Genomic DNA, 26,897 nt, shown 5'->3' with positions numbered 1-26,897 from the left:
TCATCCATCGATTCACGTTGAGCATGGAATGACGCCATGACAATCCCTACTCCACCCTCCTCGCATCATATGTCCAGCCAGAATACGGGGCAGGAGCGCATCGCGATATTCATGCCTTCACTCGATGCAGGAGGCGGAGAGCGGGTAGCGCTGACATTGGCCAGGGCTTTCAGTGAGCGCGGCCATACCGTAGAGCTGATCGTCACCGATACCAGTGGCCCCTATCGTTCCCATATTCCTGAGAACGTAAAGCTGGTAGAGCTTATACCCTCTACGAGATCAAGGGCCTACTGGCAGATAATGCGTAATGAATGGCGGACGCTTTTCACTACTCTTCCACCGCTTCTCCTGCCGGCGCCAAGATTTAAACGACTGATGCCTTATTTACCAGCGCTTGGTGAATATCTTGAGCGCACCCCGATTCACTCATTGCTGGTGTTCAATACTTATTCCAATATCTTGGCTATATGGGCGCAGCGCTGGGTAGGCCGCTCCATTCGCATAGTACTAAGCGAACGCAACGCCTTCTCCGAATGACTCAAACTTGGCCGCTCATGGCGCAGACAACGCCTCTTGAAGCCCCTAGTCCATCAGACCTATCAACGCGCTCATGCCGTGGTCGGGGTCAGCCAGGCTATCAGCGAGGAGCTCGTGCACCATGCGCGACTCCCCTCCGACCTCGTTCAGACCATCTACAATCCGATCTACGATGAATCGTTATTTGCCACTGTCCACCGGATGCCATCACCTCATCCATGGCTGGATGACGAACGGATGATCCCGGTGATTCTCGGTGCCGGCAGACTGGTGGCGCAGAAGGATTTTATGACCTTGTTGCGGGCCTTTGCCCATGTCGGTGAGCGGCGTAGTGCACGATTAATCATTATCGGTGAAGGTGAGCAGCGGGCAGAAATCGAACGTGAAGCACGAAGCTTGGGGGTTAGCGAATCTGTACTTTTACCGGGATGGATACAAGATCCCTACGTCTGGATGAGTCGAGCCAATCTCTTCGTGCTTTCCTCGATCCATGAAGGTCTGCCCAACGTACTGATCCAAGCCATGGCCTGTGGATGCCCGGTGGTCAGTACCGACTGCCCCCATGGCCCCAACGAAATCCTTGCTGGCGGCCAATATGGTCCACTGGTTCCGGTAGGCGATGTAGAAGCACTGGCAGATGCCATGATCAGACAGCTGGATACACCGCAACCGGCGGAGTACATGCGCTCACGGGCCAGCGCGTTCAGCGTTGACCGTTCGGCACAACATTATCTGCAACTCCTGCACACTGGCCCGAAAGAGCTCCCGCCAAAGGCCAAGATGTTCGCCGCAGCCACGTCACTGTAGCCCAGCGTCTCGCGCATGTAGTGGATACCTTCTGCATCTATATCCACGCCGAAACAGCGTGTGGCCGCTTGGTCGAGCGCCTGGTGCAGCCATCTGCCGCGCTGCATTTTCTTACGGATGCCGGCCGAGCCGTGATCAACACATCCCACGTGAATGACTTGCTTGTCGGCCACCCGTTCGGTGAGCACATCGAAACGCGATCGATACTCGTAATCTGCCGGTTCCAGGTCGAACGTCGCAACCAGATCGTTGGAAAAACATTTTCCTCGCAAAAAGCCAGAGGTGTTGTCGCTAAGTTTCATAGGTTGTCACGTCCGTGGTGAACCGAATTCGAGTTGTTCATAGAGGCTGAGGCTATTCCGGTGTGCGGACCACCTGCGGCATACGCTGAACCTGAACGCCCCGGCAACAATAGATCGAGGTAGCGTCCGGCGCTGCGCTGCAGGCTAAAAGCGGCGCCGCGGCGGCGCAGCATATCCGTCGGCAGCGGCGCATCGAGCGTGCGCGTCATGGCCGCGGTCAGCGCCTCGATGTCATCTACCGGCACCAGTTCGCCAAAGCGCCCGCCTTGCAAGATTTCCGTCGGACCGCTGGGGCAGTCCGTGCTCACCACAGGGCAGCCGCAGGCCAGCGCCTCGATCAAGACATTGCCTAGCCCTTCGTAATCGGAAGAGAGCACGAACAGCGCCGCCCGGGAAAAGGCCGCATAGGGGTTATCCACGAAGCCGGGCAGTGCCACATCGCCACTTACTCCCAGCGTATGGGTCAGTACTTCAAGCCGGGGCCGCTCGGGCCCCTCGCCCAGGATTATCAACCGCACCGCACGCTGTTCACGCAGCCGGGCGAAGGCGTTCAGCAGCAACGTAAAGTTCTTCTGTGGCACCAGTCGCCCCGCCGCCACAATGACCGGTGATCCATCATCCTCCAGCCACGGATGCGGTGCCGGCGCGGCGGCACGGACCGCCAACCCCGGCGTGACCACTGGATTGTAGACGGTATCGATGGCGCCGCGCGGCAGCCCGGCGGTAATCGCCAGATCATCGGCGACACCATCGGAAACCGCAGTGATCGCATCGGCCCGTGGGTAGGTGCGTGCGATCAGCGGCGCAATATGACGCCAGCGCCACTTGCGGCTGAGCGTGATGGACCGAGAAAGCTGAGTATGCTCGCTGATGACGACACGGGTGGGCGCGCCGCTCAAGCGCCGAGCCCACAGCGCCAGCAGATTGGTGGGCGTCTTGGCGGCGAGCAGCGCCGCCGGACGCACGCCGGCCAGATAACGAGCCAGATCGGCCAGATAGGGCTGAACAGGCGCCGGACGCCGCGTCAGCAGCACCGGGCGCGCCAATGCAGTGAGGCCGGCGGGGTCCATGCGAACGAGCTCCAGCCGTGTGACTAGACCGCTCCGTGGCTGTAGCGTCACGATGTTGACGCCTGCCGGTATCGCCGATAGATAAGGGCCTTCGGCACGACACAGCACCAGATCCACCGGATGGCCGGCAGCGCAAAACGCTTCAGCCAGATGAAGTATCGAACGGCCTACGCCACCGGCAGCAAGCGAAGGCAATAGCAGGGCAATCCTGGGGAGTTGTTGTGTCACGCAAAAACCGGGCTCATGGTCGAATCGGCGCCAACGCTGCTTTTTGATTTATCGTAGTGTAGCATGCCAACAAACCGCTTTAGGCGCGCTTAATGAAGGGGATTTTCCGTTGACAAGCAATGCTTCATGTCTCAACGAGGAGACCTTGACCATCGCCGCCCGACCGATTCGAGTCGAGCGCGCCGATACCTCGCATCAGCCCCACTGCGTGATACTGCCGGCGTTGACCTCAGCACCCTCGCCGCGTCCTCCGGTGCGCATTTTCCTGGGCACCGAGAAAGCCCAGGTAAGAGCCCAGCGCATATTCTTCTATTCGGTCGAACGCGTACGCGATCCTGCACGGGAATACCGCATCTACCTGATGAAGGATATCGCCGGTTTCGATCAGTCGACATGGCGCACCGGCTTCACCAATTACCGCTTCGCGATTCCCGATTTCGCCGGCCGCGAAGGGCGCGCCATCTATAACGACGTCGACCAGATCTACTTCACCGATCCCGCCGTGCTGTTCGACCTGCCGATGGCCGAACATGGCTATCTTGCCATCTCGGCCAAGGACACGTCGGTCATGGTGATGGATTGCGCCCGCATGGCGCAGTGGTGGAACCTCGATCAGGCCAGGCAGGCCGCCAAGAAGACGCTGACCGACACGCCGGCCGAACAGCCCGGCCTGTGGGGCGAACTCGACGGCCACTGGAACGCCCGCGACGAGGAGTACGAACACAACCGGACCCATGTGCTGCACTATACCGCGCTGCACCAGCAGCCCTGGCAGCCGACGCCGAGGATCTACTCTTATCATCCCAACGCGCTGGGCGATTTATGGCACCGCCTGGAGCAGGAAGCGGATGCTCAGTATTACGGACCCTTTTCCCGCCAGGCGCCAAGCCCCTGGTTCGAGCAGGCGCTGCAAGCGCTCGACACGCCTGATGATAGCGATGAAGCATTGCGCAGCAGCCCCCGCGCCGCACAGCTGGCAAGCGAGTGCGACGCCGCCTCGCTGTTATGGTGCCGGCCCGCTCGGCAGACCGCGCCGCCCTCGCCGCTCAATCTGGAAGCGAGCCAGCTCTGGCATCCTGAGCGCGACGCTGCGGTGGATGCCGCCTTCGATGGTGTCGCCGTCACAGGGGTGCTCGAACATCTTCCCGCCGAAGACATCCATTGGTTCATGGGAGAATTGGCTCAGCGCGCCCGCTGTTTACTCTATGTCGGCATTCAGCTCCCCGATCCCCGGCGCGTCGACGATCAGCCGTTCTACCGTACCCACTGGTGGCGCGAACAGCTGCGCCGCATCAGCGGGGCCTATCCCGATCTCGTCTGGCATCTTGATATCCAGCGCACGGGAACCGGCATGAGAGAGTGCGTCCAGTCCGGACTGAGCGGCGCACGCCAGGGGCATGGTCGCGTTCCACGGGTATGGCTGTTGCTGGGCCGGCATCACGGTGACAATGCGCAGCTGTCGCTGCTGGCACAGCGACTGGGCTGGCCCAGCGAGGAAAAACGGCTGAACTTCAAACCGTCTGCGCCAAGACCCGCGCTGTTCAGCCGCCCATCTCTTGCCAACATCGATCTGACCCAGTCCGATCGCCTCGAGCCCCCCTGGCCGGATCTGATCCTGAGCACGGGCCGGCGCAGTGTCGGCGCAGCACGCTGGGTCAAGCAGCAGTCAGGAGGACGCACACAGCTGATTTTCCTCGGCCGCCCGCGCGCGCCATTGGACTGGTTCGATCTGATCATCACCACGCCTCAGTATGGCCTGCCGGCACGGGACAATGTCATCCATAACCTCCTGCCTCTCAACGCGCCCGACCCTGCGGCGCTCGATCAGGCCGCCGCGGATTGGCAAGCGCGCTTCGACGATCTTCCCCGGCCCCGTATCGGCGTGCTGGTCGGCGGCGCAACGAAGACGCAGCACTTCGATGCCACCGTTGCCCGTGCGATGGCTCAGGCCGCCTGTCGCCTGGCCAAGGCTCGCGGAGGGTCACTGCTGATCACCACCAGCCCGCGCACGCCACCCGACGCGGCGGACGCCTTTTTCGCTGGCATCGATGTTCCCAGTTATCGCTACGCCTGGCACCACGAAGACGGTGCAGACAACCCCTACCGGGCCTATCTGGCCTTGTGCGACGCATTCGTCGTGTCAGGCGACAGCGTATCGATGCAGGCCGAAGCCATTCGGACCAAAAAACCGGTGCATGTCTTTCCGCTCGCATTGCCGCCGACATCATGGAGTCGTTTCGGGCATCGGTTTGAGGCGTTCATGCACGGGCGCACACAGGCGACCGGAACCCGCGGCACCCATCGCCAGCAGGATTGGAAAGGTCGGCTCTACGATCGCGCCTTCTGCCTGGGCCTGGTGCCCGCACCGCGCAGTGCCGAGCGCCTGCACAAGGTACTTGCCATGCGCAACCTGCTTGAGGATATCAGTATAGTGGACGATGCGGCGCCAGGCCGGCAGCGCCTCGAGATTGCCGACGAGGTGCAGCCCACGGTAGAAAGCATTCGCTTGCGCGCCGGCGAGTACTACTGGCGGGAGCGCCGATGAGCACGCCGCGCGTCACGGTCTTTATTCCGGTACATAACCGCCAGCTTTACATCACGACGGCTGTCGACAGCATCCTGGCGCAGACATTCGAGAACTTCGAACTGCTGATCGTCGATGATGGCTCGACCGATGCCACTCTCGAGGTCCTGTCGCGCTACCGGGATCCACGCATGCGCGTGGAGGGCAATGCGCGCAATCTGGGCATTCCGGCAACCCGCAACCGCGGCCTAGAGCTGGCGCGTGGAGAATATATCGCCCTGCTCGATAGCGATGACAAGTCATGGCCGAATCGGCTCGCCCGCCAGGTCGAGACCCTGGACCGCCATCCGGAACTGGCGCAGGTCGGCAGCGCCTGCGATTTCATGGACGATCAGGGACAGCATCTCAAGCGCGTGCGGCGCCAGCCGTTAGCCGCCGATGACGTCGCCGCCAGCCTGGCGTTCTACTGCGCACTGACCAACCGTACGATCATGGCGCGCACGGCTATTTTGCGCGAGCATGGCTACAGGGAGGATTTTCCGCGCTGTCAGGACTACGAGTTGCACCAGCGACTGTCGCGGACGCAGCGGATGGCCAACCTCGCTGACATCCTGGTCTGCGGACGCGAACACAGCGGACGCTTCACCAAGCAGACCGATGCATTAGGCCGTGAGCGCAAGCGTGAGATCTGTCGCCGGGCGCTCATCGAGACGGGACTCGTCCCGAGCGAGGCAGATCTCGATCGCCACTATGCGCTGGCGCGACCCAAGAAACTCGGCGCGGCGCTGAACGAAGAATATCTCGGCTGGGCCGATCAGTGGCTGGCTCGGCTCGACGCCGCCAACCGGCGTAGCCGACGCCATGTGCCCGAGGCGCTGACACGGGTCATGACCGAACGCTGGATAGACCTGTGCTGGCATGCACGCCGCCAGCTCGGGTCCGCCGCCTATCTGCGCCTGATACGCTCACCGCTGGCCAGGCGCTTACCCGCGACGCTGTTGCGCCGCCTGGCATCCTGAGGCCGCACGTTCAAGTTCATGGCTGATTCGCCAGCAGACAGAAACTGATCATCAGTGATTATTGAAGGAACATGTCATGCGTTATCTGGATGTCGACGCACTGGAGCACATGGATGCCAAGGCGTTCCAGCAACGTCCCCCTTATCCATGGGCCAACCCGGCGGGTCTGCTGACCGAGGAAGGCTACGCGGCATTGCGCGACAGCCTGCCCGCCGCCGAGCACTTCGAGGAAATATTCGGCAAGACGCGTCGTTACGGTCAGCAACCCCACGACCGGCTGGCGCTGGAATACTCGCCGGACATAGAACTGTCGCCGCACTGGCAAGCCTTCATGCAGGAACTGCACGGACCGCACTATCGGCAGTTCATGGCACGCATGTTAGGCACCCAGGCCTTCAGCTTGCGCTTTCACTGGCACTACACGCCGGCTAGCTGTTCGGTCTCGCCACACTGTGACGCCCGCGAAAAGCTGGGCTCGCACATCTTCTACTTCAATGGCGAAGACGACTGGCAGCCCGTCTGGGGCGGGCAAACCGTGGTGCTCGATGACAATGGCCGCTTCGACAGCAAAAGTGCGCCAGCCTTCGAGGATTTCGACAGCGCTACCGAATCCCATGCGATGGGCAACTACAGCTTGCTGTTCACCCGACGTGGTAATTCCTGGCATGGTGTACGCGAGATCAGTTGTCCGCCAGGGCACTACCGCAAGGTCTTTATCGCGGTCATCAACGAACGCCGCCCACTCAAGCAGTTTACCAAGAGGCTCAAGGGGCTGTTCGGACGCGCGGCCTGATCGGTTCAAGGCGCCATGGTCACCACGTCCTCGATAGACGCAATAAGCCGTAACTCCTGCCGACTGCCGATAGACGATGCGTGGGCAACCTGGGCAGGAAGACTGCGACTATGGGAGAGGGCCTGCAGACGCGTCTCGATGATGCTGGTATCGAGCCGTTCTCGTCTGCGCTGCAGCAGCCGACGTCTCGAGAACGGCTTCTTGCTCGAATAGCGCACGAGCAGCGACACCAGCCGCTCGGCGCCAGCAAACTCGGCTTCGCCACCTACGAGACGGTACAGCAGCGTTCGGGCACCCTCTTCTAGCTGCGGTGACGGCAAGAGACGCTTGCCATTGAGTTCATGCAGGAACACGCCAAGATGCATAGCCGCCGAGATGGCGGGATCGTCCGCCATGCTCATCTGCCCGCAGTCGATTGCGCGCAGCGGTGCCAGCGGGTCGGGCGATACCATGACATTGCCGGGATGAAGATCGAGATGAGTGATGCCGGTATCGCGCAACGACGCCAACATGGCGATCAACTTCGACAGTAGCGCGTGGCGTCGGGTTGCCTCGTGCTCATGCGCCTGCCAGACGACGTTGAACGGCTGCCAACCGAGCAGATACTCCTGCAGCAATACCTGCTGTACGGGCAGGCCGTGGCGGAAGCGCTCGCCAAAGGCCAAGGTCCGGACACCATGCACCGTTCGCTCGTGCAATGCCAGGTTATGAGCGAGCTCCGCCGTGCCGTGGCTGAACCCGAGCAGTGCATTGCTGCACCCCAGCAGCGCTCCCAGCCTCTTGCGCGGCGATACCGCCATCTGTTTGACGAAGTGACGCGGTGTTGCCGGCAAGCTCGGCGGCGCAAGAGAATAAAGTCGACGCGACCTCGCGGCTTTCTCACGTAACAGGGTAACGCCGGACCCGGCGCCGGCATGAAAATGATGATCGATCGTCTGCGCTGGCCGATGCGCCTGCCCCTCGCCAAGCCACCACTGCCATCCCGAGTTGGAGAAGGCTACCGGCCCGTCGAAGCGGGCAGTCAGGAACTGCGGTCGGCACCGTTGCATACCTCCCCGCTGGACGCCAAATGCCATTGCCCTGCCCCTTCGCCACCTTTAATAAAATTTTAATATTTCCTTAATATATCGGAATAAGCGCAGACGGGCACAACGGAATATGAAAATTCCAGGCACAAGGGAGTTCAGCATGCCGCTAAGGAAAGCGTCCAGCGAGCCCACCACCCAAGGTGACACTCGCTGGCCAAGGCTAAAAGGGATGGGAAATTACAGGGAATGACACGCTAACACCCTCATTCCGCTCTCCTGAGCAGGAAAAACCCGACCAGGAAACAGGCCAGGGTGGGCGTCAGTACCGCCCAGACCGGCGAGAAACCGAAGATCGTCGAGGCTGGGCCAAGCAGGTCCTGCAGGTATTTGAACGACAAGCCGACGAGGGTGCCGTAGAAGACCCGCGTGCCGGCGGCAGCGGTTCTGAGCGGCCCAAACACGAACGAAGCAGCGACCAGCATCAGCCCTGCCAGCACCAGCGGCTGCAGCAGCTTCTGCCAGAAATACAGCCAAGTATCGGTGGCGTCGGTGCCCTGAGCATTGAGATAGCGGCCATAGCGCCACAGATCGGAAATCGACTGGCTGTCCTGGTCGGTGATGATCTGCTTGAGTAGTTTCGGATCGAGCGATGTCCGCCAGGGCTCGCTGGCATAGGTGTCGGTTACGGTACGGTCTGGCTCGAAATGGGTCTCCTGTACGTTCTGCAACTGCCATCCGCCTTTCATCGGCACGGCGCGCTCGGCATGCAGGGCACTCTCCAGGCGTTGGCCGTCAAAATGGTAGCGTAGGACGCCGATCACGGTATTATCGGAGCGCATCGAGGCGAATCGGTAGAAATCGTTGCCTTCACGCTGCCACCCGCCATCCTGTTCAGCCAAGCCGTTATCCCCTTGGCGCTGCTCCGCCCGCCATGACTTGGCATACTGCTCGGTACTCGGTGCAACGTATTCGCCGACCACCATGGTCAGCAGGATCACCACTCCGAGCGGCTTCATCACCGCCCAGATGATGCGTGCCAGCGACCATCCCGCCGCGCGCATCGTGGTCAGCTCGTTATTCGATGCCATCGCACCCAGCCCGATCAACCCGCCGAGCAGGACACCCACCGGTGCGTATTGATAAAAGCGCCACGGCAGCCGCATGAGGGTGTACAACAGCACCTCGAAAGCACCGTAATGGTTTTCCACGTCATCGAGCCCGGAAATGTAGTTGATCACCAGATCCAGCCCCATCAGAAGGACCTGAACGACCAACATCGCGGCAAGCACATTTCGCGCAGTGTAGCGGTCGATAAGGTTCATAGGACACGTCTCCTGCGTGGACGTCGGCCTCGGTTCAGCCATAAACCGAACGCGAGAAAAGCGATATGGATCGGCCATACCCCCAGCGTCGCCGACAACTGCTCCCTGGCGATGGCGCTCTGTGCCGCCAGCAGCAGGCTCATGTAGCAGATGTACAGAAAGATCGACGGCAGCAGCTTGGCAAAACGCCCGTGGCGTGGATTGGCGCGTGACAGCGGAAGCGCGATCAGGGTCAGGATCAGTACCATCAAGGGCAGGCTGGCGCGCCACTGAAGCGCCCCGCGGGCCTCCGGATCGTCACTGGCAAGCAGGGAGGGCGTGGATAATAGTTCGACGTCGTCGTATTGCGGCGTCGTAGCGGCGCCGGCGAGGCGAATGGCATAGGTCTCGAACTGAAGGCGGTCACTCGCCGCACTACCCGGCACGACGCTGTAACGGTAACCGTTCTTGAGAACCAGATAACGGCTGCCCGTCTCCGGGTCGGTCGCCTGATAACCGCTACGAGCACGCGTGATGACCTGTCTCGGCGGGCCGTTGGCCTGCTCCTCCTGTTCGGCGATGAACAGGTCCTGCATGCGGCTGGCGTCGTCGCCGAGCGACTCGGTGTATGCCGTACGATCGCCAAGCTCCTGGAAACGTCCGGGCGTCAGTGTACTGAAATCGGCGTTCTGCTTTTGATCATCCAGCATGCTCTCGTTATGCACCAGGCCGGCCGGTGTCAACCATAGACTGCAGACACCTACCAGCAGGGCCACGACCGCGGCGGGCCATAATGCCGCATGCAACAGCTTGCGCGGGCTGACGCCACAGGCCGCCAGCACGGTGATTTCGCTGTTGAGATAGAGCTGCCCGTATGCCAGCAGGATAGCCAGAAAGAATGCCAGCGGCAGCAGTAACTGCATGAAGTTCGGCAACTGATACAGCATCAAGGTGCCGAGCAGCCTGGCGGGAAAGTCCCCTTGCGCCACATCGGTAAAGTAGCTGATGAAGCGGTTGCCCATGATCACCAATAGCAGCACGCCGGCAACGGCGGCCATGGTGGTGAGTATCTCGCGAGTCAGATAACGAAAAATAATCAAAAGTGTCTCCCGAAATGGCTTCCTTGCTGGCCTGTCTTCCTATCGACGCCGGTTGCCGGTCCATGCAATACGGCACCGCTTTGCGTACACTGAGAAACGTTCGAGGCTGGCGACGTGCCAGCATTATCCAGAAACCGCTCGCCCTTGTCTCTTCGTGAGATGTCGGTGGTGTGGATGAAGCCTCTGTCGTGTGGAGATGTCATGGAATTTTCCGTACTGACCGTCAATCCAGCCAAGGTCGAAACAGCCTGTCTGGTCGTACCGCTGTTTGAGGATGGCGACCTGCTATCCGCCGCCGCCAAGCTGGATGACGCCAGCGAACGCTTGATCGCGCAACTGGTCGAGCGCGGCGATTTCACCCCGGAGCTCGCCAATGTTCAGCTGATTCCGTTCGCGCCGGGTCTCGCCGCCGAGCGTCTGCTGCTGGTGGGGCTCGGCAAGCGGGATACATTCAATGAAGGTGCCCTGCGCAAGTCGCTCGATGCCGCCTTCACCGCGCTGGCCAAACTGCCGGTCGACAGTGCCGCCGCGGCTTTCACGGACGCCATGGTCGAGGATCGCGACGCGGCCTGGAACGCGCAGATGACGCTGGAAGCCGCCACGCGAGCCGTCTATCGCTTCACTCAATGCAAGTCGACTCAGCCACCGGTGCCACAGCTGCGCAATGTCGAGCTGCTGGTCAGCGATGCCAGTCAGGCGGATAACGCCAAGGCCGGGGCTCGCATCGGCGCGGCACTGGGCGATGGCGTCAATCTGGCCCGTACTCTGGGCAACCTGCCCGGCAATATCTGCACGCCCACCTACCTGGCCAATCAGGCCGAGACGCTGGCAGGAGAATCCGCCGGCTCGCTGAGCGTCGAGATTCTCGACGAGGCCGAGCTGGAAGCGCTGGGCGCGCACTCGCTGCTGGCGGTGGGCCGCGGCAGCGCGGAACCCTCCAAGCTGATCGTGATGAAATATCAGGGTGCGGAGGATCCCGAAGAGTCGCCCCATGTGCTGGTCGGCAAGGGCATCACGTTCGATACCGGCGGTATCTCGCTCAAGGCGGGGGCCGGCATGGACGAGATGAAGTTCGACATGTGCGGCGCCGCCAGCGTCTTCGGCACCATGAAGAGCGTGATCGCGCTGCAGCCCAAGCTGAATGTCGTGGCGATCGTCGCCAGTGCCGAAAACATGCCGGATGGCCGCGCGATCAAGCCCGGCGATATCGTCACCACGCTCAAGGGGCTGACCGTCGAGATCCTCAACACCGACGCCGAAGGCCGCTTGGTGCTGTGCGACGCGCTGACCTACGCCGAGCGCTTCGAACCGGCCAGCGTCGTCGATATCGCCACCCTCACCGGCGCCTGCGTCATCGCACTGGGCGATCATGCCAGCGGCCTGTTCTCCAATGACGACGACCTCGCGCTGGACCTGCTCGAAGCGGGTGAGTCCTCCTGGGATCGCGCCTGGCACATGCCGCTGTGGGACGACTACCAGCAGCAGCTGGACTCCAACTTCGCCGATCTCGCCAACATCGGCGGGCGTCCGGCCGGCAGCATTACCGCCGCCTGCTTCCTGTCACGCTTCGCCGACAAGTATCCGTGGGCGCATCTCGATATCGCCGGCACCGGCTGGGACAGCGGCAAGCAGAAAGGCGCCAGCGGCCGCCCGGTAGGATTGCTGACGCGCTATCTGCTGGACCGCGAGAGCGAGCTGATGGTCACACCGGAGGCCTGATCATTGTGGAGTTTGGCCGTGGAGAGCGGCGGCGCCACGCGGGAAAATATCAGCTCGCCGCAGGCAGGCGCTGAAACTCGCAGGCGCCGGGACAGGCGCGGAATCGGGCGCCAGAGATAACCGCCGCCGCCCTCTTCGCAGCCTACGATTTGCATGCTAATTTAAATGTTCCGCTGCCCGTCGGCCGGGCAGCCCCCAACCGAAGTCATCGACCGCCTGCCGCCCCGCTCGCGTCGTCAGGCATCATGGACTGTCAGGAGAAGTCGCAGTGTCCACTTCAGGTTTCGAAGCCCACCTTTCATCCAATCCACTCGATGCTGCTCTGCGCAACGAGATTCTTGCCAACCCGGGCTTCGGCCGCTACTTCACCGACCACATGGTACACGTACGCTGGACCAAGTCGGGCGGCTGGCAACGCGGCGAGATCCGTCCCTACGGGCCGCTGCTGATCGACCCGGCCTCTCCGGTGCTGCACTACGGCCAGGAGATCTTCGAAGGCATCAAGGCGTATCGCCATGCCGACGGTTCGGTCTGGACCTTCCGCCCCGCGAAGAACGCGGCGCGTTTCCGCGCTTCCGCTCGCCGTCTGGCGTTGCCGGAGCTCGATGACGAGACTTTCCTCGGCTCGCTCAAGACTCTGGTGGCGCAGGACGTCGACTGGGTGCCGACGCCGAAGAACGATGCCGAAGAGTGCAGCCTGTACCTGCGTCCGTTCATGATCGGCAACGGCAAGTCGCTAGGCGTCAAGCCGGCGGCGGAGGTCGATTACTATCTGATCGCCTCGCCGGCCGCCTCCTACTTCAAGGGCGGCGGCAAGCCGGTCTCGATCTGGCTCTCCCAGCACTACAACCGCGCCGCACCGGGCGGCACCGGTTTCGCCAAGTGCGGTGGCAACTACGCAGCGTCGTTGCTGGCCCAGGCCGAAGCCGAAAGCCATGGCTGCGATCAGGTCGCGTTCCTCGACGCGGCGGAAAACAAGTGGATCGAAGAGCTGGGTGGCATGAATCTGTTCTTCGTCTACCGCGATGGTCGCCTGGTGACGCCGGCGCTGACCGGCACCATCCTGGAAGGCGTCACTCGCGACTCGATCCTGGAACTGGCTCGCGACGCCGGCCTGACGCCGGAAGAGCGGCCGATCAGCATCGACGAATGGCGCGACGGCGTAGCCAGTGGCGAGATCGTCGAAGTGTTCGCCTGCGGCACCGCCGCCGTCATCACCCAGATCGGCCAGCTGGTGACCGAAAGCGACCGTATCGTCACACCGGAGATCGAAGGCGAAGCGGTCAGCGCCAAGCTGCGCAAGCGCCTGCTCGACATCCAGTACGGCCGTAGCGAAGACACTCGCGGCTGGCTGATGCGACTGGCCTGATGCGACTGACCTGATGCCCTCAGGGTCTGAAGTGCGGGGTCTCTGATACGACAGGGCCATGATACGACAGGGTCTGGATACGACAGAGCCTAGATACGACAGGCCCTGGTGCGCTGGCCCTGGTTCCGTCCTACGCTGAAACCGTGCAAGACGCTGAGCTCGGGATCGCATCCCGAGCCCGGAACGACCGCCCACCGGCGGTCGCTTCGTCTTGCGATTCTCGCGACCCACTCACGAAAGGATGATGTGATGAAACCCGTGATGATCATTACCGGTGCCGGACGCGGCATTGGCGCCGCCACCGCCCTCATGGCCGCCCAGAAAGGCTACGCCGTCGCCGTGAACTACCGCAGCGACAAGGCGTCCGCGGACAAGGTCGTGGCCGAGATCGAAGCCGACGGCGGCCGCGCGATCGCGGTCCAGGCCGATGTCGTCGACGAAGCCGCCATCGTCGCCATGTTCGAGACCGTCGACCGCGAGCTGGGCCGGGTCGAAGTCCTGGTCAACAATGCCGGTGTGGTCGACCAGATCAGCCGCGTCGACGAAATGAGCTTCGAGCGCGTCGACCGGATGATGAAGATCAACGTCGTCGGCCCGTTCATCTGCGCCCGGGAAGCGATCAAGCGCATGTCGACCAAGCACGGCGGCAAGGGCGGCGTCATCGTCAATGTCGGTTCGGCCGCTTCGCATCTCGGTGGCGCGGGGGAATACATCGACTATGCCGCCTCCAAGGGCGCCATCGACGTAATGACCGAAGGGCTCTCGAAGGAAGTTGCCGGCGAAGGCATTCGCGTCAACACCGTCCGCCCCGGCGTCATCCGCACCACCATCCACGCCAGCGGCGGCAACCCGGACAAGCCAGAGGTGGCCGGCTCGGTGATCCCCATGGGCCGCATCGGCGAGCCGGAAGAGATCGCCAACGGCATCCTGTGGCTGGCCGAGGCAGGATTCACAACAGGAGCACTCGTCGACATCGACGGCGGCGTCTAGGAGAGGTCGGGCCTGCGCGAGCGATTGGCGTTGTTGCACGACGCGCGCGGGCCTCGCCTAACCCCGTGTTATGTCTCGTTCCTTGCGCGCCGTGCGCCTAGCCACTCATCTCGCTCGGCGCCGACTCGAGCCCGTAGACGAGCCGCCAAGGACAGAATTCGATATCCTGCGACTTTTTTCACGACGTCGTAGCCCGTGACCCGTAGCCCGTAGCCCGTAGCCGGGATTGGCTTTTCTTACCGCGTCCAGGCGCGAAGCGCCGCTCTTGCTGCTTACCGCTCCCCGAAGGGATTTATGACCAAGGTCGATTTCTACATTTTGCCCGATACCACGCTGGAAGCCCGGCTCGACTTCGCCTGCCGGCTGGCGGAGACGATCTATCGCAAGGGGTATCAGTTGCACATCCATACGCAGGACGAGGCCATGGCCCGCGAGCTGGACGAGCTGCTGTGGACCTTCCGCGAAGAGAGCTACGTCCCGCACCGGGTGGCGGGCGATGCGATGGAGCCGCCACCGCCGGTGACGATCGGCTGGGAAACCGTGCCGGAACCGGGTGTGCAGGCCATGTTGAATCTGCACGACGAGATTCCCGAGTGGTTCTCGCGGGTGGAGCGGGTCGCCGAGATCATCAACCAGCATCAGGACGTGCTGCGTACCAAGCGCGCCTGCTGGAAGACCTACAAGGATCGGGGATACCGCGTCGAGGCGCACAAACTCTGATCCGGGTAATGGCTGACACCCAGCCTTCGTATCCCACATACCGACCTGACTCCATGGCCGTCGACAAGGTATAATCCCCGCCATTTTTCGCTACGCGGCATTTCGCCGTGCCGCGTGTCGTCGTCACCGATTCGAGCCCGATAGTCGCCATGGACAAGACCTACCAACCCGATCAGATCGAAACCCGCTGGTATGAAAGCTGGGAAGCCGACAACCGCTTCGCGCCGAGCGGAGAAGGCGAACCCTTCTCGATCATGATTCCGCCGCCCAACGTGACCGGCAGCCTGCACATGGGTCACGCGTTCCAGGACACGATCATGGACACGCTGGTGCGCTGGAAGCGCATGCGCGGCAACAACACGCTGTGGCAGGTCGGCACCGATCATGCCGGCATCGCCACGCAGATGCTGGTGGAGCGCAAGCTGGCTGCGGAAACCGGCCAGACGCGCCACGATCTGGGTCGCGAGGCGTTCATCGACAAAATCTGGGAGTGGAAGGAAGAGTCCGGCGGGCACATTACCCGCCAGCTGCGCCGCATGGGGGCCAGCGTCGACTGGAGCCGCGAGCGCTTCACCATGGACGACGGCTTCTACAAGGCGGTGCAGGAAGTCTTCGTTCGCCTGCATGACGAAGGGCTGATCTATCGCGGCAAGCGCCTGGTCAACTGGGACCCGACGCTGCACACCGCGATCTCCGATCTCGAGGTGGAAAACCGCGAGCAGCAGGGCCAGTTCTGGCACTTCCGCTATCCGCTGGCCGATGGCGCCAGGACCGCCGACGGCAAGGATTACCTGGTCGTCGCCACCACCCGCCCGGAGACACTGCTGGGCGACACTGGCGTGGCGGTCAATCCGGAAGACCCGCGCTACACCTCGCTGATCGGCAAGTTCATCGAGCTGCCGCTGGTCGGCCGTCGTATTCCGATCATTGCCGACGAACACGCCGACATGGAAAAGGGCTCGGGCTGCGTCAAGATCACCCCGGCTCACGACTTCAACGACTACGAGGTCGGCAAGCGCCACGATCATGCGCTGATCAACGTCTTCTCGAAAGACGCGACCATTCTCGAACGCGCCGAAGCGTTCGATCTGCAGGGGCGGCGGCTGCCCGATGTCGACGATACCCTGCCCGCCGCCTATGCCGGCCTGGATCGCTACGTCGCGCGGGAGCGCATCGTCGCCGACATGGAGGCCGCCGGCCTGCTCGAGCAGATCGAGACGGTCACCAACACCCTGCCCTACGGCGATCGCTCCGGTGACGTCATCGAACCGCTGTTGACCGACCAGTGGTTCGTCGCCGTCGAGAAGCTGGCCAAGCCGGCCATCGAAGCCGTCGAGAATGGCGATATCGAGTTCGTGCCCAAGAACTACGAGAACATGTACTTCGCCTGGATGCGCGACCTGCAGGACTGGTGCATCTCGCGCCAGCTGTGGTGGGGTCATCGCATTCCGGCCTGGTACGACGCCGACGGCAACGTGTTCGTCGCCCGCACCGAGCAGGAAGCCCGCGAAAAGTACCAGCTCGCCGCCGATGTGACGTTGACCCAGGACGACGACGTGCTCGATACCTGGTTCAGCTCCGGACTGTGGACCTTCGGCACCCTCGGCTGGCCGGAAAAGACACCGGAACTCGAGACCTTCCACCCCACCAGCGTGCTGGTCACCGGTTTCGACATCATCTTCTTCTGGGTCGCGCGCATGATCATGCTGACTGGCCACTTCACTGGCGAAGTGCCGTTCAAGACCGTCTATGTCCACGGTCTGGTGCGCGACGCCCAAGGTCAGAAGATGTCGAAATCCAAGGGCAACGTGCTCGACCCGATCGACCTGATCGACGGCATCGACCTGGAAACGCTGGTAGCCAAGCGTACCGGCAACATGATGCAGCCGCAGAAGGCGCGCGCGATCGAGAAAGCGACCCGCAGCGAGTTCCCGGAAGGAATCGAGGCCCACGGCACCGACGCGCTGCGCTATACCTTCCTGTCGCTGGCGACCACCGGGCGCGACATCAAGTTCGACATGGGCCGCCTCGACGGTTACCGCAACTTCTGCAACAAGCTGTGGAACGCTTCGCGCTACGTGCTGATGAATGCCGAGGGTCAGGATGTCGGACTTGGTGGCGAGCCCGTCGAGCTGTCGCTGGCCGACCGCTGGATCATTTCGCGCCTGCAGCAGACCGAAGCCCAGGTCACCAGGGCGCTGGAAGAGTACCGCTTCGATCACGCTTCCCAGGCGCTCTACGACTTCGTCTGGAACGAGTATTGCGACTGGTATCTGGAGCTCTCCAAGCCAGTGCTGTGGGAGGATGACGTACAGGGAGGTACTAATGCCGCGGGAGACAGGATGTCGGGAGCGGCCGAGCTGGAAAAAAGAAAGCGCGGCACTCGCCGCACGCTGGTCCGCGTGCTGGAGGTGATCCTGCGCCTGGCGCATCCGATGATGCCGTTCATCTCCGAGGAGATCTGGCAACGCGTCGCGCCGCTGGCCGGCACGCTTGCGCAAACGGCGGATGCCGGCAGCGCAAGCCTGATGAACCAGCCCTGGCCGGAAGCCGATGCATCGCGCATCGACGAGCAGTCGATTCGCGACATCGAATGGCTCAAGGGCGTGATCGTTGCGGTGCGCAACATCCGCGCCGAGATGAACATCGCGCCCGGCAAGCCGCTGGATGCGCTGCTGACCAAGGGCGAAGCCGGCGATCGCGATCGCCTCGAGGCCAACCGCCTGTTCCTCTCCAAGCTGGCCAAACTGCAAAGCGTCAGTTGGCTCGACGATCCGGCACAGGCACCGCTGTCGGCGACGCAACTGGTCGGCGACATGGAAGTGCTGGTGCCGATGGCCGATCTGATCGACAAGGACGCCGAACTGCAGCGTCTGGCCAAGGAGATCGACAAGCAGGACAAGTTGATCATTGGCATCGAGAAGAAGCTCGGCAACGAAAGCTTCACCGCCAAGGCGCCGGAAGCGGTCGTCGAGAAGGAACGCGGCAAGCTCAAGGAGTATCTGGCGGCGCGTCAGGTACTGGTCGAGCAGCGGACCAAGATCATGGATTTGTAAGTTAGCACGCCACGTTCGATGGCTGTCCATCCAGGACGGCGCTGCGCCCAGGGATGAACCTGGGCGCAAGCCGCCAGCCATCGCTTGGCTTGCCCAGTCAGCGTGACTTGCCCGGCAGCGTGGCTATTGCGCTTGCCGCTGGCACACCCAGCTAGCCCCGCCAAGTCCCTGCCAAATCCCCACACGCATTCGATTTCCGATCGCGGCCGCTTTCGCTCAAGCCTCGCTGGTTTCCAGTGCGCGCTCGACCCCTTGAACCAGACGCTCCGCATTGTCCGATGCCGTCTTGTCCGCGAACCCCTCGGTCACCACCCGGTCGCGTCCCGCGTCCTTGGCGGCGTAGAGTCGGCGATCGGCCAATTCGATCAGGTCTCGCAAATGCAACCCCTCGTCCGATGTCGCGATACCCATCGAGAGTGTCACCGGCAGCTTGATAGCATCGAACCGGCAAGGATACTGCGCCAGCCGCTTTCGGATCCGCATGGCTGCCCCGATGGCATCGGGCTTGCTCGTATCGGGCAACAGCAACAGGAACTCTTCGCCCCCGACTCGGCCGACACTATCTTCGTCACGCAGCGACTGCCGCAGCAGACGAGCCAGATGACGGAGCACGGCGTCACCTGCGGTATGTCCATGGTTGTCGTTGATATCCTTGAAGTGATCGGCGTCCACCAGCACGACGACGAAATCACGTTGGGTTCTCCAGTAGAACGAGGCCCGCTCGAAGATCGCCCGTCGGTTGAGTACGCGGGTCAGGGAATCATGCATGGCATCGCGCCGGTAGCGATATTCGTGGCGGTCGGTGATCGTCAACATGCGCAGAATCACCACGCACAACATGACGAAGACTAGCCCCAGCCCCAAATCGGAAAGCAGCATATCGACCGCCGACAACGATCTGGCCGTGTCATGCAGTGGCGGTAGATGAAGTACGCCAAAAGATAGCGTGATCAGACAGCCGGTAGCCAAGATCTTGGTGCGTCTTCTGAGATCGGCAAGCATCAACTCGACTTCGGCGAACAACAGATAGTAGATCAAGCTGGATGAGTCAGCGGTGATGGCAATCCCGATGATGACGAAGACCAGGAAGGTAGATAGCTTGATCGTCAACGCCGTGGCCACGAAGAGCCGGCGATGCAACACCAGGGCCAACGCATAACTCGCCAAGCAGAGCAGATTGAGCCCGCCTAGCAACGGATGGTCGACGAGATACAACACAGGCGCTACCGCCAGTTGCAGGCAGAACGCCAGCAGATAGATTTCAGCCATGATCTCGAAGCTGCGCCGACGCTCTGCCGGGAGAGAATCGGGCGCCTCGGTACATTTCCGCCAGAACTCGGTACCTTTCTGCCGGATAGAGAGAAACAAGCTGCGCATTGGCGACTCATTATTGTGCTTGGGTATGACCCGTTTTTTGCAGGAGCTCTTCGTAGGCCTGGCTTGGTCGAAACGCCAATCACCCAAGCTGCGGGCTGACACAGTACCGGGAAGAGAGTGGCCGAGTATCACTGCTTTTGACAAAAATTAACATTGTCTAAACTGCGCTTGACATTGTAGTCCAGGTCTTACAATTCGCTAACAATTTCCTATAGCCGTGAATCAGGACGAGTTCTGGTAGCCTAGACGCGCCGACACGGCACTGGACTTTGGCTAATACGGAAATTTCCTATGCGTTTTCTGCACAACGACGATCTGGGCAAGCTGTTGCTACGACTGTGTGTCGGTGCTCTGATCCTGCTTCACGGCATCAGCAAGCTGATGGACCCGACGAGTCTCAACGGTATCGCCCAGCAATTGTCGGGGATGGGCCTGCCGTCGTTCGTCGCCTATGGCGTGCTGATTGGCGAGATCGTCGCACCGCTGATGGCCATCGTCGGTTGGCAGGCACGGATTGGCGGCCTGTTGATGGCAGTCAACATGGTCGTGGCGCTGATCCTCGTCCATACCTCCCAGCTGTGGACACTCAATCACCAGGGCGGCTGGACGCTGGAACTGCAGGGTATGTTCCTGTTCGGTGCACTGGCGATCATGTTCCTGGGAAGCGGGCGCATGGCAGCCAGACCCGACTGACGGGTAGCGCCGGGCAACTTCATCCGATCTTCAAGTCCGCCAGCCGCTGAGCCAGCAACTCGGGAAAGCGCTTGAACCAGCGCTGGTTGAGCGGCGAAGGGTGAGGCAGCGGCGCGAGAACGAAGCGCTTGGTCTCCCCATCGTCCAGAGTCAGTTGGGTGACATGCGTCGCCGTGAAGCGGTCCTCTCGCGACCAGAAGGCCTCCAGCGCATCCCGGACCTCCCGGGACTGCCCGATACCAAACCAGAGAAACGCCTCTCGCCCCAGCGTGATCACCCGGTCACCGTCCCATTGTCGAGTCAGCAGGGCCGCCACCAATGGCTGGAAGCGGCGCTTTACGGCCATGGACCAGGCCTTGTTGCCCACCGGCTTGTAGGGAACGGTATTGATCCAGAACAGGTCGTCCCCCACCGTCAGTGACGCCTCGAAGTCCGGAAGCGGTTGTCCGTGGCGGTGACGATAGAGCGCCTCCCGCACCTTTTGCCCGCCAGCGCCGACGAACGGCAACCCCACTTCGACTTCCTTCTTGCCGGGATCCCGCCCGAACACGGCGAGCTTGGCGTTTTTGGGCCCGAGGCCAACGATCGGTGCCAGCGGATCGCGATCGAACTGGCGATAGACGTCGCTATCCAGCCGATCGAGTTCGGCGGCTTCCTGGCGCATGGCCTTGTCGATCTCGACCGGAAGGGATTGAGCTTGATGATTCATGCGCTTTCCTTAGCCATCAATAGATCCTGGCCGCCGATAGATATTGATCCCAAAAGGGCCGACCATCGATTTGTCGGCCTTCAGTTCCATGGCGCGTTGAGTACCAGCACCCCGGCGTTCAGATAGGCCGCGAAACCGGCCCACACCAGATAAGGCAACAGCAAGCCGGCAGCGAGGCGTGAGTAGCGCGAGAAGGTCACGATCGTCCAGACGATCAACCCCCACAGTAGGAGCAGATCAAGCAGACCGATCAGCATCCAGTGGGCCGCGAAGAACAGCCACGACCAGAGGCCGTTGGCGATCAGTTGCAGCACGAAAGGCAGCAGCGCCTTCCCACGTTCGCCGCGCGGCGCGACCAACGTCACCTTCCACGTTGCCACGGTCATCATCAGATACAGCAGCGTCCAGGCGACGGGGAATAGCCAGTCAGGCGGCGTCAGAGGCGGCTTGGCGAGCGCGGCGTACCACTCGCCGGGCGGGGCCAGAATGCCGCTGCTGGCAGCGATCGCCACCAGCAGCAACCAGCCGCAGAAGAGACGACTCGAGCGACTCACGGCGATTACCAGCTACCCGTGTTTTCCATCGAGGCCCACGGTTCCTGCGGTGCCAGGGCGTCGCCTTTCTGCAGCAGTTCGATGGAGATACCGTCCGGCGAACGCACGAACGCCATGTGGCCGTCTCGCGGCGGACGATTGATGGTGACGCCACCCGCCTGCAACTTCTCGCACAGCGCGTAGATGTCGTCGACCCGATAGGCCAGATGGCCGAAGTTGCGCCCCCCTGTGTACTCTTCCGGGTCCCAGTTGTAGGTCAGTTCGACCATCGGCGACTGCTCGGCCTTGGCGCGCGGCGTATCGTTGGGCGTTGCCAGAAACACCAGCGTGAAGCGCCCTTTCTCGCTCTCCTTTCGCGAGACTTCCTGCAGTCCCAGCAGATCGCAGTAGAAATGCAGCGAGGCGTCGAGATCGGCGACGCGAACCATCGTGTGAAGGTATTCCATGACATCTTCCTGATTCGTCAGTGTGTTGAACCACTCTATGGTAGACCACGGCCGCCACTCGGTGAATGACGGGGCGATATCGGCGCTCGGTGAGCGATGCACGACAGCGACGATCGCGAGGCCGGCAGTCTCGACACGGCCGGCCTCGCGGTGGCTGGAGCGGTCGATGAATGGCGGTTCTCCCGGGCCTTTGCCTCAGAACCGCGTTGCCACGTACTGGGCGATGGCCTGCTGAGCCTCTTTGAGCGACTGCTGCTTGCGATCCTCGCCCATATTCAACCCTTCCGCGTAGATCGTATGAACGTCCTGGACGCCGATCAGGCGCAGCATGTGCTTGAGATGCGGGGTCTGGGAATCCATCTCGGTGCCGGCGTACATACCGCCGCGCGCCGCCAGGATCAGACCGGACTTGCCCTCGAGCAGCCCCACCGGCCCGTTGGCGGTGTACTGGAAGGTCTTGCCGGCACGCAGGATGCGATCGAACCAGGACTTGAGCTGGCTGGGAATCCCCAGGTTGTAGAGCGGCACGGCCAGCACCAGCACGTCACTGGCTTCCACTTCCGCCAGCAGGTCGTCGGAGATCCGCGCCAGCGCCTGCTGTTCGTTGCTGCGTTCGCCGGGCTCGGTCATCCAGCTCGTCATTTCGCCGCCAGTCAGGTGCGGAAGTGCCTGCTCGACCACGTTGCGCTCGATGAGCTCGACGTCACGACCTTCCAGGGCCGACTTGAAGGATGCTGCCAGCGCGCTGGACTGGCCGCCTTCGCCGAACAGGGAACTGGTGATGAGAAGAATGCGCTGCGCCATGAAACTGCCTCCAATGTGGGTTGCACTACAGCGAGATGCCGCTACCTGACGGCTACGTGGGAGGCATTATTCATTGTGGTTTTTGGAATGAAAACCGCGAAATATGGCATGAAACGTTCGATCGCATCGACTCGTACCGGTTCCTCGCCAGAGCGGACACGCCGCCATTGGCCTTCAACGGCTGGCTTCGACGCCTTGTCCGCAACCGTGGAACTCCCGGTCGCCATAGCGCAGCGTCACCTTGACCGGCCACGGTTTGCCACTCATGTCATCGAAGCAGGCGCCGGCTCGCAGATCCAGCTCCATGGGGTATCGTCCGCTGTCGCTGACCAGCACCATGCGTGCCTCGCTACCGTTCTGCACCGAGGCGACCCGGTAGTCGAAGGTATCCTCGGCCTGGCCGTAGTCGGACACCAGCGTCAGCGAGTGGCTGTTGCGATCCAGGGACAGGTTCCAGCCCGGTTCGTTGCCGCTGGCGTAGAAAATGCTTTCGGGGTGTTCCTGCCGCGTGGTCGTCTTGCGCTCACTGGCCAGGGTACAGACCAGCCGCCCGTTGTCGCTCTCGACACGGGCATCGCGCCCCTGGCGCCAGAACGATAGCCCGCCGAGCTGGTAGCGCGAACCGGTGCCGACCACGGCACTGGGCAGCTCGGTTTCCCCCAGCGCCGTCCACAGTCGCAGCCGCCGATCGTCGGGCGTGGTGGTCACCAGATCCTGAGACGGCGTGCAGCGCCAGGCGGTGAAGGCCTCGCCCCCATCGGCAAAGAAGGCGCTTGGCATCAGCGGCGACTTGAGCGCATCCAGCCCTGACGGCGGCGCGGCGGAAGACACTTCCTGCTGCCCGCCGCTGGCGCAGCCCGCGAGCACGAATGCACAGATCGACACGGCCAACCAGCGAACCGATGAACGATGACGATAGAGGACGCGGCGGTCTTTGCCAGCCTGAAGCGCTTTGGACATGAGCACGATTCCCGAGAGATGTCTGGACACGAAGAGAGTGTTTACCAAAGGGCTGCACTCGACAATGCGGCGTTGAAATTGACCTCAAAATACTCATTTACGCCCTGTAAACTCCGCTTTCTCGTCCAATTTCGCCTTGCCTTGTCTTCGTTCGCCTGTTTTGTAAACACCCTCGGATAGCCGTCACAAAAAATCGCCGGGAGCGATTTTTGACGTCGCGCAGCGACGGCCCGGAGGGTGACCGCCAGGGGTGGCAGGTCACAAAAAAGCGCCGCGAGATCGTCTCGCGGCGCAACGCTCAGCCTAACATGTCAGCGTCATCGATGGGCCAAACCCAGCGGCTGGCCAAACCCGGCGAGGTTCATTGCGCCGAGCGCGCTTCAGGCATAGCGCCGTCTCAGTTCCCGGGCCGCCTCGACCATATTGGCCAGTGCCGGCTCCACTTCGGCCCAGCCGCGGGTCTTCAACCCGCAATCCGGGTTGACCCAGAGCCGCTCGGCCGGGAACTTTTCCGCGGCCTTGACCATCAGGTCGACCATCCACGCGCGCTCGGGAATGTTCGGGGAGTGGATGTCGTAGACACCCGGCCCGATCTCGTTGGGCCCGATTTTGCTGGAATCACCGAAGTGCTGGAAGGCGCCCAGCAGTTCCATGTCGGAACGCGAGGTCTCGATGGTGATGACATCGGCATCCATGGCGGCGATAGCGCCGATGATGTCGTTGAACTCCGCATAGCACATATGGGTGTGGATCTGCGTCTCGTCGGCCACCACGGCAGCGCTCAGCTGGAAGCACTCCACCGCCCAGTCGAGATATGCCTGCCACTCGGCCTGGCGCAACGGCAGTCCTTCCCGTAGCGCCGGCTCGTCGATCTGGATGATCGCGATACCAGCGCGCTCGAGGTCGGCGACCTCGTCACGCAGCGCCAGGGCGATCTGGCGGCAGGTGGTGGCACGGGGCTGATCGTCACGGACGAAGGACCACTGCAGGATCGTCACCGGCCCGGTGAGCATGCCTTTCATGGGCTTGTCGGTCAGCGACTGCGCGTACTCGCTCCAGCGCACCGTCATCGCTTCAGGCCGCGTCACGTCACCGAAGATCACCGGCGGTTTGACGCAGCGGGAGCCGTAGCTCTGCACCCACCCGTTCTGGGTGAAGGCGAAACCGTCGAGCTGCTCGCCGAAATACTCGACCATGTCGTTACGCTCGGCCTCGCCATGCACCGGCACATCGAGCCCAAGCTCTTCCTGGCGTTCGACCACCAGCGCGATCTCTTCGCGCATGCGCGCTTCGTAATCCGCCGCGTCCAGTTCGCCCCGCTTGAAGTCGCGGCGGGCCGCACGGATTTCCTGTGTCTGCGGGAAGGAGCCGATCGTGGTCGTCGGGAACAGCGGCAGATTCAGTCGCTCACGCTGTGCCGCGCCCCGAACCGTATAGACGCTGGCGCGACGCGTGTCGGCATCGCCGACCTTCGATAGCCGCTCGGCGACCTGCGGCTTGTGAATGCGCTGTGACTCGCGCCGCGCCGCCAGGGCTCGACTGGCATCCTCGACGCGCTGACGATCCGCCGCCGTTTCCGCGCCATCGAGCACATGGGCAAGCGTCACGACTTCATCCAGCTTCTGACGCGCGAACGCCAGCCAGCTCTTCAGCTCCGGATCGAGCTTGATTTCGTTGTCCAGATCCACCGGCACGTGGAGCAGCGAACAGCTCGGGGCCAGCCACAGCCGATCGCCTAGGCGAGATTTGGCATCCTTGAGTTCACTGGCGAGACGTTCGAGGTCGGCGCGCCAGATGTTGCGGCCGTCGATGGCTCCGACGGAAAGCACCTTGTAGGGCGACAGGCGATCGAGCACGGCCCTGAGCTGCTGCGGTGCCCGCACCAGATCCACGTGCAGCCCCTCGACCGGCAGCGATACCGCCAGCCCCAGGTTGTCACCGAGGCCGCCGAAGTAACTTGCCACCAGCAGCTTGACCGGGGCCGATTGCAGCTGATTGTAGGCGGATTCGAACGCGCGCTGCCACTCGCCCGGCAGATCCTGGACCAGCGCCGGCTCGTCCAGCTGCACCCATTCGACGCCGGCGTCGGCGAGCCGGCTTAGGATTTGGCCATAGGTCGCGACCAGATCGTCGAGCAACGAAAGGCGTTCGAGCCCTTCGCTCTTGGACTTGGCCAGCCACAACCAGGTGACGGGGCCGGTCAGCGCCACCTTGACCGGATGCCCTTGCGCCTTGGCTTCGGCCACTTCCTCGAACAGCCGCTTACTGGCAATCCGGAACGTCTGTCCTTCGTACAACTCCGGCACCAGATAGTGATAATTGGTGTCGAAATACTTGGTCATCTCGCAGGCCGGCGCCGGCTCGCCGGAGGGAGCGCGGCCCCGTGCCATGCGGAAACTGGTGTCGAGATCGACCTCCCCTTCGACACTGCCGAAGCGTGGCGGCACCGCCCCCACCAGCACGGAAACGTTGAGCACCTGATCGTAGAAAGCGAAGTCACCGACGGTGACGACATCCAGGCCGGCGTCAATCTGGTCCTGCCAGTGCGCCTTGCGCAGTCGCGCGCCTTCCTTTTCGAGTCCGTCTCGGTCCAGCTCGCCCTTCCAGTAGGCTTCGACGGCTTTCTTCAATTCGCGATGCGCGCCGATGCGCGGATAGCCCAGAGTGTGCACCAGGGTGGTCATTTGTGGGGTCTCTCGGAGTTAACGGTTAGAATGGAGAAGATCATGGCTTGGCGGGCAGTCTCTCCGGCAACGCACCTTGAATCAAACGCGTTTATCTAATCCTCAAC

General features: G+C 62.3%; 22 protein-coding genes and 1 pseudogene. 11 read left to right on the top strand and 12 right to left on the bottom strand.

Translation table 11 applies throughout. From position 1 onward, the window contains the following. Positions 1-36: 36 nt before the first annotated feature. Together CCD76_RS05305 and CCD76_RS05300 are read left to right on the top strand one after the other, a co-directional pair. A pseudogene (locus CCD76_RS05305) lies at positions 37-693 on the top strand (glycosyltransferase); the annotation flags it as partial. Positions 694-738: 45 nt separating this feature from the next. Then, positions 739-1,344: a glycosyltransferase gene (locus CCD76_RS05300; RefSeq protein ID WP_306298792.1), complete on the top strand. Its 606-nt coding sequence runs from the start codon at positions 739-741 to the stop codon at positions 1,342-1,344. On the opposite strand, the gene CCD76_RS20570 is transcribed toward CCD76_RS05300, so the two are convergent. Both CCD76_RS20570 and CCD76_RS05295 read right to left on the bottom strand, forming a co-directional pair. Beyond that, the gene (locus tag CCD76_RS20570; protein ID WP_306298791.1) at positions 1,266-1,646 is read right to left on the bottom strand and encodes a hypothetical protein; all 381 of its coding nucleotides are present in this window, start codon (positions 1,644-1,646) and stop codon (positions 1,266-1,268) included. The genes CCD76_RS05300 and CCD76_RS20570 overlap by 79 nt on opposite strands. Continuing rightward, positions 1,643-2,944 (bottom strand): glycosyltransferase, encoded by a 1,302-nt coding sequence (locus CCD76_RS05295; protein ID WP_087718480.1) that lies wholly within the window; start codon positions 2,942-2,944, stop codon positions 1,643-1,645. Before CCD76_RS05295 ends, CCD76_RS20570 begins: the two co-directional genes overlap by 4 nt. 145 nt (positions 2,945-3,089) lie before the next feature. On the opposite strand from CCD76_RS05295, the gene CCD76_RS05290 reads away from it, so the two are divergent. The 3 genes from CCD76_RS05290 (at position 3,090) to CCD76_RS05280 (ending at position 7,280) form a co-directional block, all read left to right on the top strand. Beyond that, entirely contained in the window at positions 3,090-5,489 is a 2,400-nt protein-coding gene (locus CCD76_RS05290) for a mitochondrial fission ELM1 family protein (RefSeq protein ID WP_087718479.1), read from the top strand. Further along, the gene (locus CCD76_RS05285; RefSeq protein WP_087718478.1) at positions 5,486-6,487 is read left to right on the top strand and encodes a glycosyltransferase family 2 protein; all 1,002 of its coding nucleotides are present in this window, start codon (positions 5,486-5,488) and stop codon (positions 6,485-6,487) included. Before CCD76_RS05290 ends, CCD76_RS05285 begins: the two co-directional genes overlap by 4 nt. 76 nt (positions 6,488-6,563) lie before the next feature. Further along, the gene (locus tag CCD76_RS05280) at positions 6,564-7,280 is read left to right on the top strand and encodes a hypothetical protein (RefSeq protein WP_087718477.1); all 717 of its coding nucleotides are present in this window, start codon (positions 6,564-6,566) and stop codon (positions 7,278-7,280) included. A gap of 5 nt (positions 7,281-7,285) precedes the next feature. Here CCD76_RS05280 and CCD76_RS05275 read toward each other — a convergent pair whose 3' ends face one another. From CCD76_RS05275 to lptF, 3 genes are all read right to left on the bottom strand, one after another. Next, the gene (locus CCD76_RS05275; RefSeq protein ID WP_087718476.1) at positions 7,286-8,356 is read right to left on the bottom strand and encodes an AarF/UbiB family protein; all 1,071 of its coding nucleotides are present in this window, start codon (positions 8,354-8,356) and stop codon (positions 7,286-7,288) included. A gap of 215 nt (positions 8,357-8,571) precedes the next feature. Continuing rightward, complete coding sequence (gene lptG, locus CCD76_RS05270; RefSeq protein ID WP_087718475.1) at positions 8,572-9,630, bottom strand: LPS export ABC transporter permease LptG; 1,059 nt, start codon at positions 9,628-9,630, stop codon at positions 8,572-8,574. Then, positions 9,627-10,709 carry an LPS export ABC transporter permease LptF gene (gene lptF, locus CCD76_RS05265; protein ID WP_087718474.1) on the bottom strand — a complete coding sequence of 361 codons (1,083 nt, stop codon included), beginning with the start codon at positions 10,707-10,709 and terminating at the stop codon, positions 9,627-9,629. The genes lptG and lptF overlap by 4 nt, the downstream gene beginning before the upstream one ends. A gap of 201 nt (positions 10,710-10,910) precedes the next feature. On the opposite strand from lptF, the gene CCD76_RS05260 reads away from it, so the two are divergent. The 5 genes from CCD76_RS05260 (at position 10,911) to CCD76_RS05240 (ending at position 18,563) form a co-directional block, all read left to right on the top strand. After that, on the top strand, positions 10,911-12,428 hold the full coding sequence (locus tag CCD76_RS05260) for a leucyl aminopeptidase (RefSeq protein WP_087718473.1): 1,518 nt from the start codon (positions 10,911-10,913) through the stop codon (positions 12,426-12,428). A 268-nt stretch (positions 12,429-12,696) separates the two neighbouring features. Beyond that, complete coding sequence (locus tag CCD76_RS05255; protein ID WP_087718472.1) at positions 12,697-13,797, top strand: branched-chain amino acid aminotransferase; 1,101 nt, start codon at positions 12,697-12,699, stop codon at positions 13,795-13,797. A gap of 249 nt (positions 13,798-14,046) precedes the next feature. Next, a complete protein-coding gene (locus CCD76_RS05250) occupies positions 14,047-14,787 on the top strand; it encodes an SDR family oxidoreductase (RefSeq protein WP_071229977.1) in 741 nt (246 codons plus the stop codon). A gap of 294 nt (positions 14,788-15,081) precedes the next feature. Further along, positions 15,082-15,507 (top strand): DNA polymerase III subunit chi, encoded by a 426-nt coding sequence (locus CCD76_RS05245; protein ID WP_071229978.1) that lies wholly within the window; start codon positions 15,082-15,084, stop codon positions 15,505-15,507. Between the two features lie 149 nt (positions 15,508-15,656). After that, complete coding sequence (locus CCD76_RS05240; protein WP_087718471.1) at positions 15,657-18,563, top strand: valine--tRNA ligase; 2,907 nt, start codon at positions 15,657-15,659, stop codon at positions 18,561-18,563. A gap of 216 nt (positions 18,564-18,779) precedes the next feature. Here CCD76_RS05240 and CCD76_RS05235 read toward each other — a convergent pair whose 3' ends face one another. Next, positions 18,780-19,940 (bottom strand): GGDEF domain-containing protein, encoded by a 1,161-nt coding sequence (locus CCD76_RS05235; protein WP_087718470.1) that lies wholly within the window; start codon positions 19,938-19,940, stop codon positions 18,780-18,782. Positions 19,941-20,231: 291 nt separating this feature from the next. On the opposite strand from CCD76_RS05235, the gene CCD76_RS05230 reads away from it, so the two are divergent. Continuing rightward, positions 20,232-20,633 (top strand): DoxX family protein, encoded by a 402-nt coding sequence (locus CCD76_RS05230; RefSeq protein WP_087718469.1) that lies wholly within the window; start codon positions 20,232-20,234, stop codon positions 20,631-20,633. A gap of 19 nt (positions 20,634-20,652) precedes the next feature. Here CCD76_RS05230 and CCD76_RS05225 read toward each other — a convergent pair whose 3' ends face one another. The 6 genes from CCD76_RS05225 to metE form a co-directional block, all read right to left on the bottom strand. Then, positions 20,653-21,342, bottom strand: a complete 690-nt coding sequence (locus CCD76_RS05225) for a uracil-DNA glycosylase family protein (protein WP_087718468.1) — start codon at positions 21,340-21,342, stop codon at positions 20,653-20,655. A gap of 80 nt (positions 21,343-21,422) precedes the next feature. Continuing rightward, positions 21,423-21,896, bottom strand: a complete 474-nt coding sequence (locus CCD76_RS05220; protein WP_087718467.1) for a TspO/MBR family protein — start codon at positions 21,894-21,896, stop codon at positions 21,423-21,425. A 5-nt stretch (positions 21,897-21,901) separates the two neighbouring features. Continuing rightward, a complete protein-coding gene (locus CCD76_RS05215) occupies positions 21,902-22,342 on the bottom strand; it encodes a VOC family protein (RefSeq protein WP_087718466.1) in 441 nt (146 codons plus the stop codon). A gap of 195 nt (positions 22,343-22,537) precedes the next feature. Then, on the bottom strand, positions 22,538-23,146 hold the full coding sequence (locus CCD76_RS05210; protein ID WP_087718465.1) for an FMN-dependent NADH-azoreductase: 609 nt from the start codon (positions 23,144-23,146) through the stop codon (positions 22,538-22,540). A 174-nt stretch (positions 23,147-23,320) separates the two neighbouring features. Beyond that, positions 23,321-24,106, bottom strand: a complete 786-nt coding sequence (locus CCD76_RS05205; protein ID WP_256961119.1) for a C-type lysozyme, inhibitor — start codon at positions 24,104-24,106, stop codon at positions 23,321-23,323. Between the two features lie 380 nt (positions 24,107-24,486). Beyond that, entirely contained in the window at positions 24,487-26,790 is a 2,304-nt protein-coding gene (gene metE, locus CCD76_RS05200) for a 5-methyltetrahydropteroyltriglutamate--homocysteine S-methyltransferase (RefSeq protein ID WP_087718464.1), read from the bottom strand. Positions 26,791-26,897: the final 107 nt, after the last annotated feature.

It is taken from the genome of Salinicola salarius (assembly GCF_002179555.1).
In the GTDB taxonomy this organism is placed as follows: domain Bacteria; phylum Pseudomonadota; class Gammaproteobacteria; order Pseudomonadales; family Halomonadaceae; genus Salinicola; species Salinicola salarius_A.
This window is presented reverse-complemented; position numbering and strand designations above follow the sequence as displayed.

Coding starts and splice junctions, on each gene's coding strand:
- CCD76_RS05230 (WP_087718469.1), top strand. CDS start 20,232: ATGCGTTTTCTGCACAACGACGATCTGGGCAAGCTGTTGCTACGACTG.
- CCD76_RS05205 (WP_256961119.1), bottom strand. CDS start 24,106: ATGTCCAAAGCGCTTCAGGCTGGCAAAGACCGCCGCGTCCTCTATCGT.
- CCD76_RS05225 (WP_087718468.1), bottom strand. CDS start 21,342: ATGAATCATCAAGCTCAATCCCTTCCGGTCGAGATCGACAAGGCCATG.
- CCD76_RS05250 (WP_071229977.1), top strand. CDS start 14,047: ATGAAACCCGTGATGATCATTACCGGTGCCGGACGCGGCATTGGCGCC.
- CCD76_RS05275 (WP_087718476.1), bottom strand. CDS start 8,356: ATGGCATTTGGCGTCCAGCGGGGAGGTATGCAACGGTGCCGACCGCAG.
- metE (WP_087718464.1), bottom strand. CDS start 26,790: ATGACCACCCTGGTGCACACTCTGGGCTATCCGCGCATCGGCGCGCAT.
- CCD76_RS05300 (WP_306298792.1), top strand. CDS start 739: ATGCCATCACCTCATCCATGGCTGGATGACGAACGGATGATCCCGGTG.
- CCD76_RS05245 (WP_071229978.1), top strand. CDS start 15,082: ATGACCAAGGTCGATTTCTACATTTTGCCCGATACCACGCTGGAAGCC.
- CCD76_RS20570 (WP_306298791.1), bottom strand. CDS start 1,646: ATGAAACTTAGCGACAACACCTCTGGCTTTTTGCGAGGAAAATGTTTT.
- CCD76_RS05285 (WP_087718478.1), top strand. CDS start 5,486: ATGAGCACGCCGCGCGTCACGGTCTTTATTCCGGTACATAACCGCCAG.
- CCD76_RS05280 (WP_087718477.1), top strand. CDS start 6,564: ATGCGTTATCTGGATGTCGACGCACTGGAGCACATGGATGCCAAGGCG.
- lptG (WP_087718475.1), bottom strand. CDS start 9,630: ATGAACCTTATCGACCGCTACACTGCGCGAAATGTGCTTGCCGCGATG.
- CCD76_RS05240 (WP_087718471.1), top strand. CDS start 15,657: ATGGACAAGACCTACCAACCCGATCAGATCGAAACCCGCTGGTATGAA.
- CCD76_RS05215 (WP_087718466.1), bottom strand. CDS start 22,342: ATGGAATACCTTCACACGATGGTTCGCGTCGCCGATCTCGACGCCTCG.
- CCD76_RS05210 (WP_087718465.1), bottom strand. CDS start 23,146: ATGGCGCAGCGCATTCTTCTCATCACCAGTTCCCTGTTCGGCGAAGGC.
- CCD76_RS05235 (WP_087718470.1), bottom strand. CDS start 19,940: ATGCGCAGCTTGTTTCTCTCTATCCGGCAGAAAGGTACCGAGTTCTGG.
- CCD76_RS05260 (WP_087718473.1), top strand. CDS start 10,911: ATGGAATTTTCCGTACTGACCGTCAATCCAGCCAAGGTCGAAACAGCC.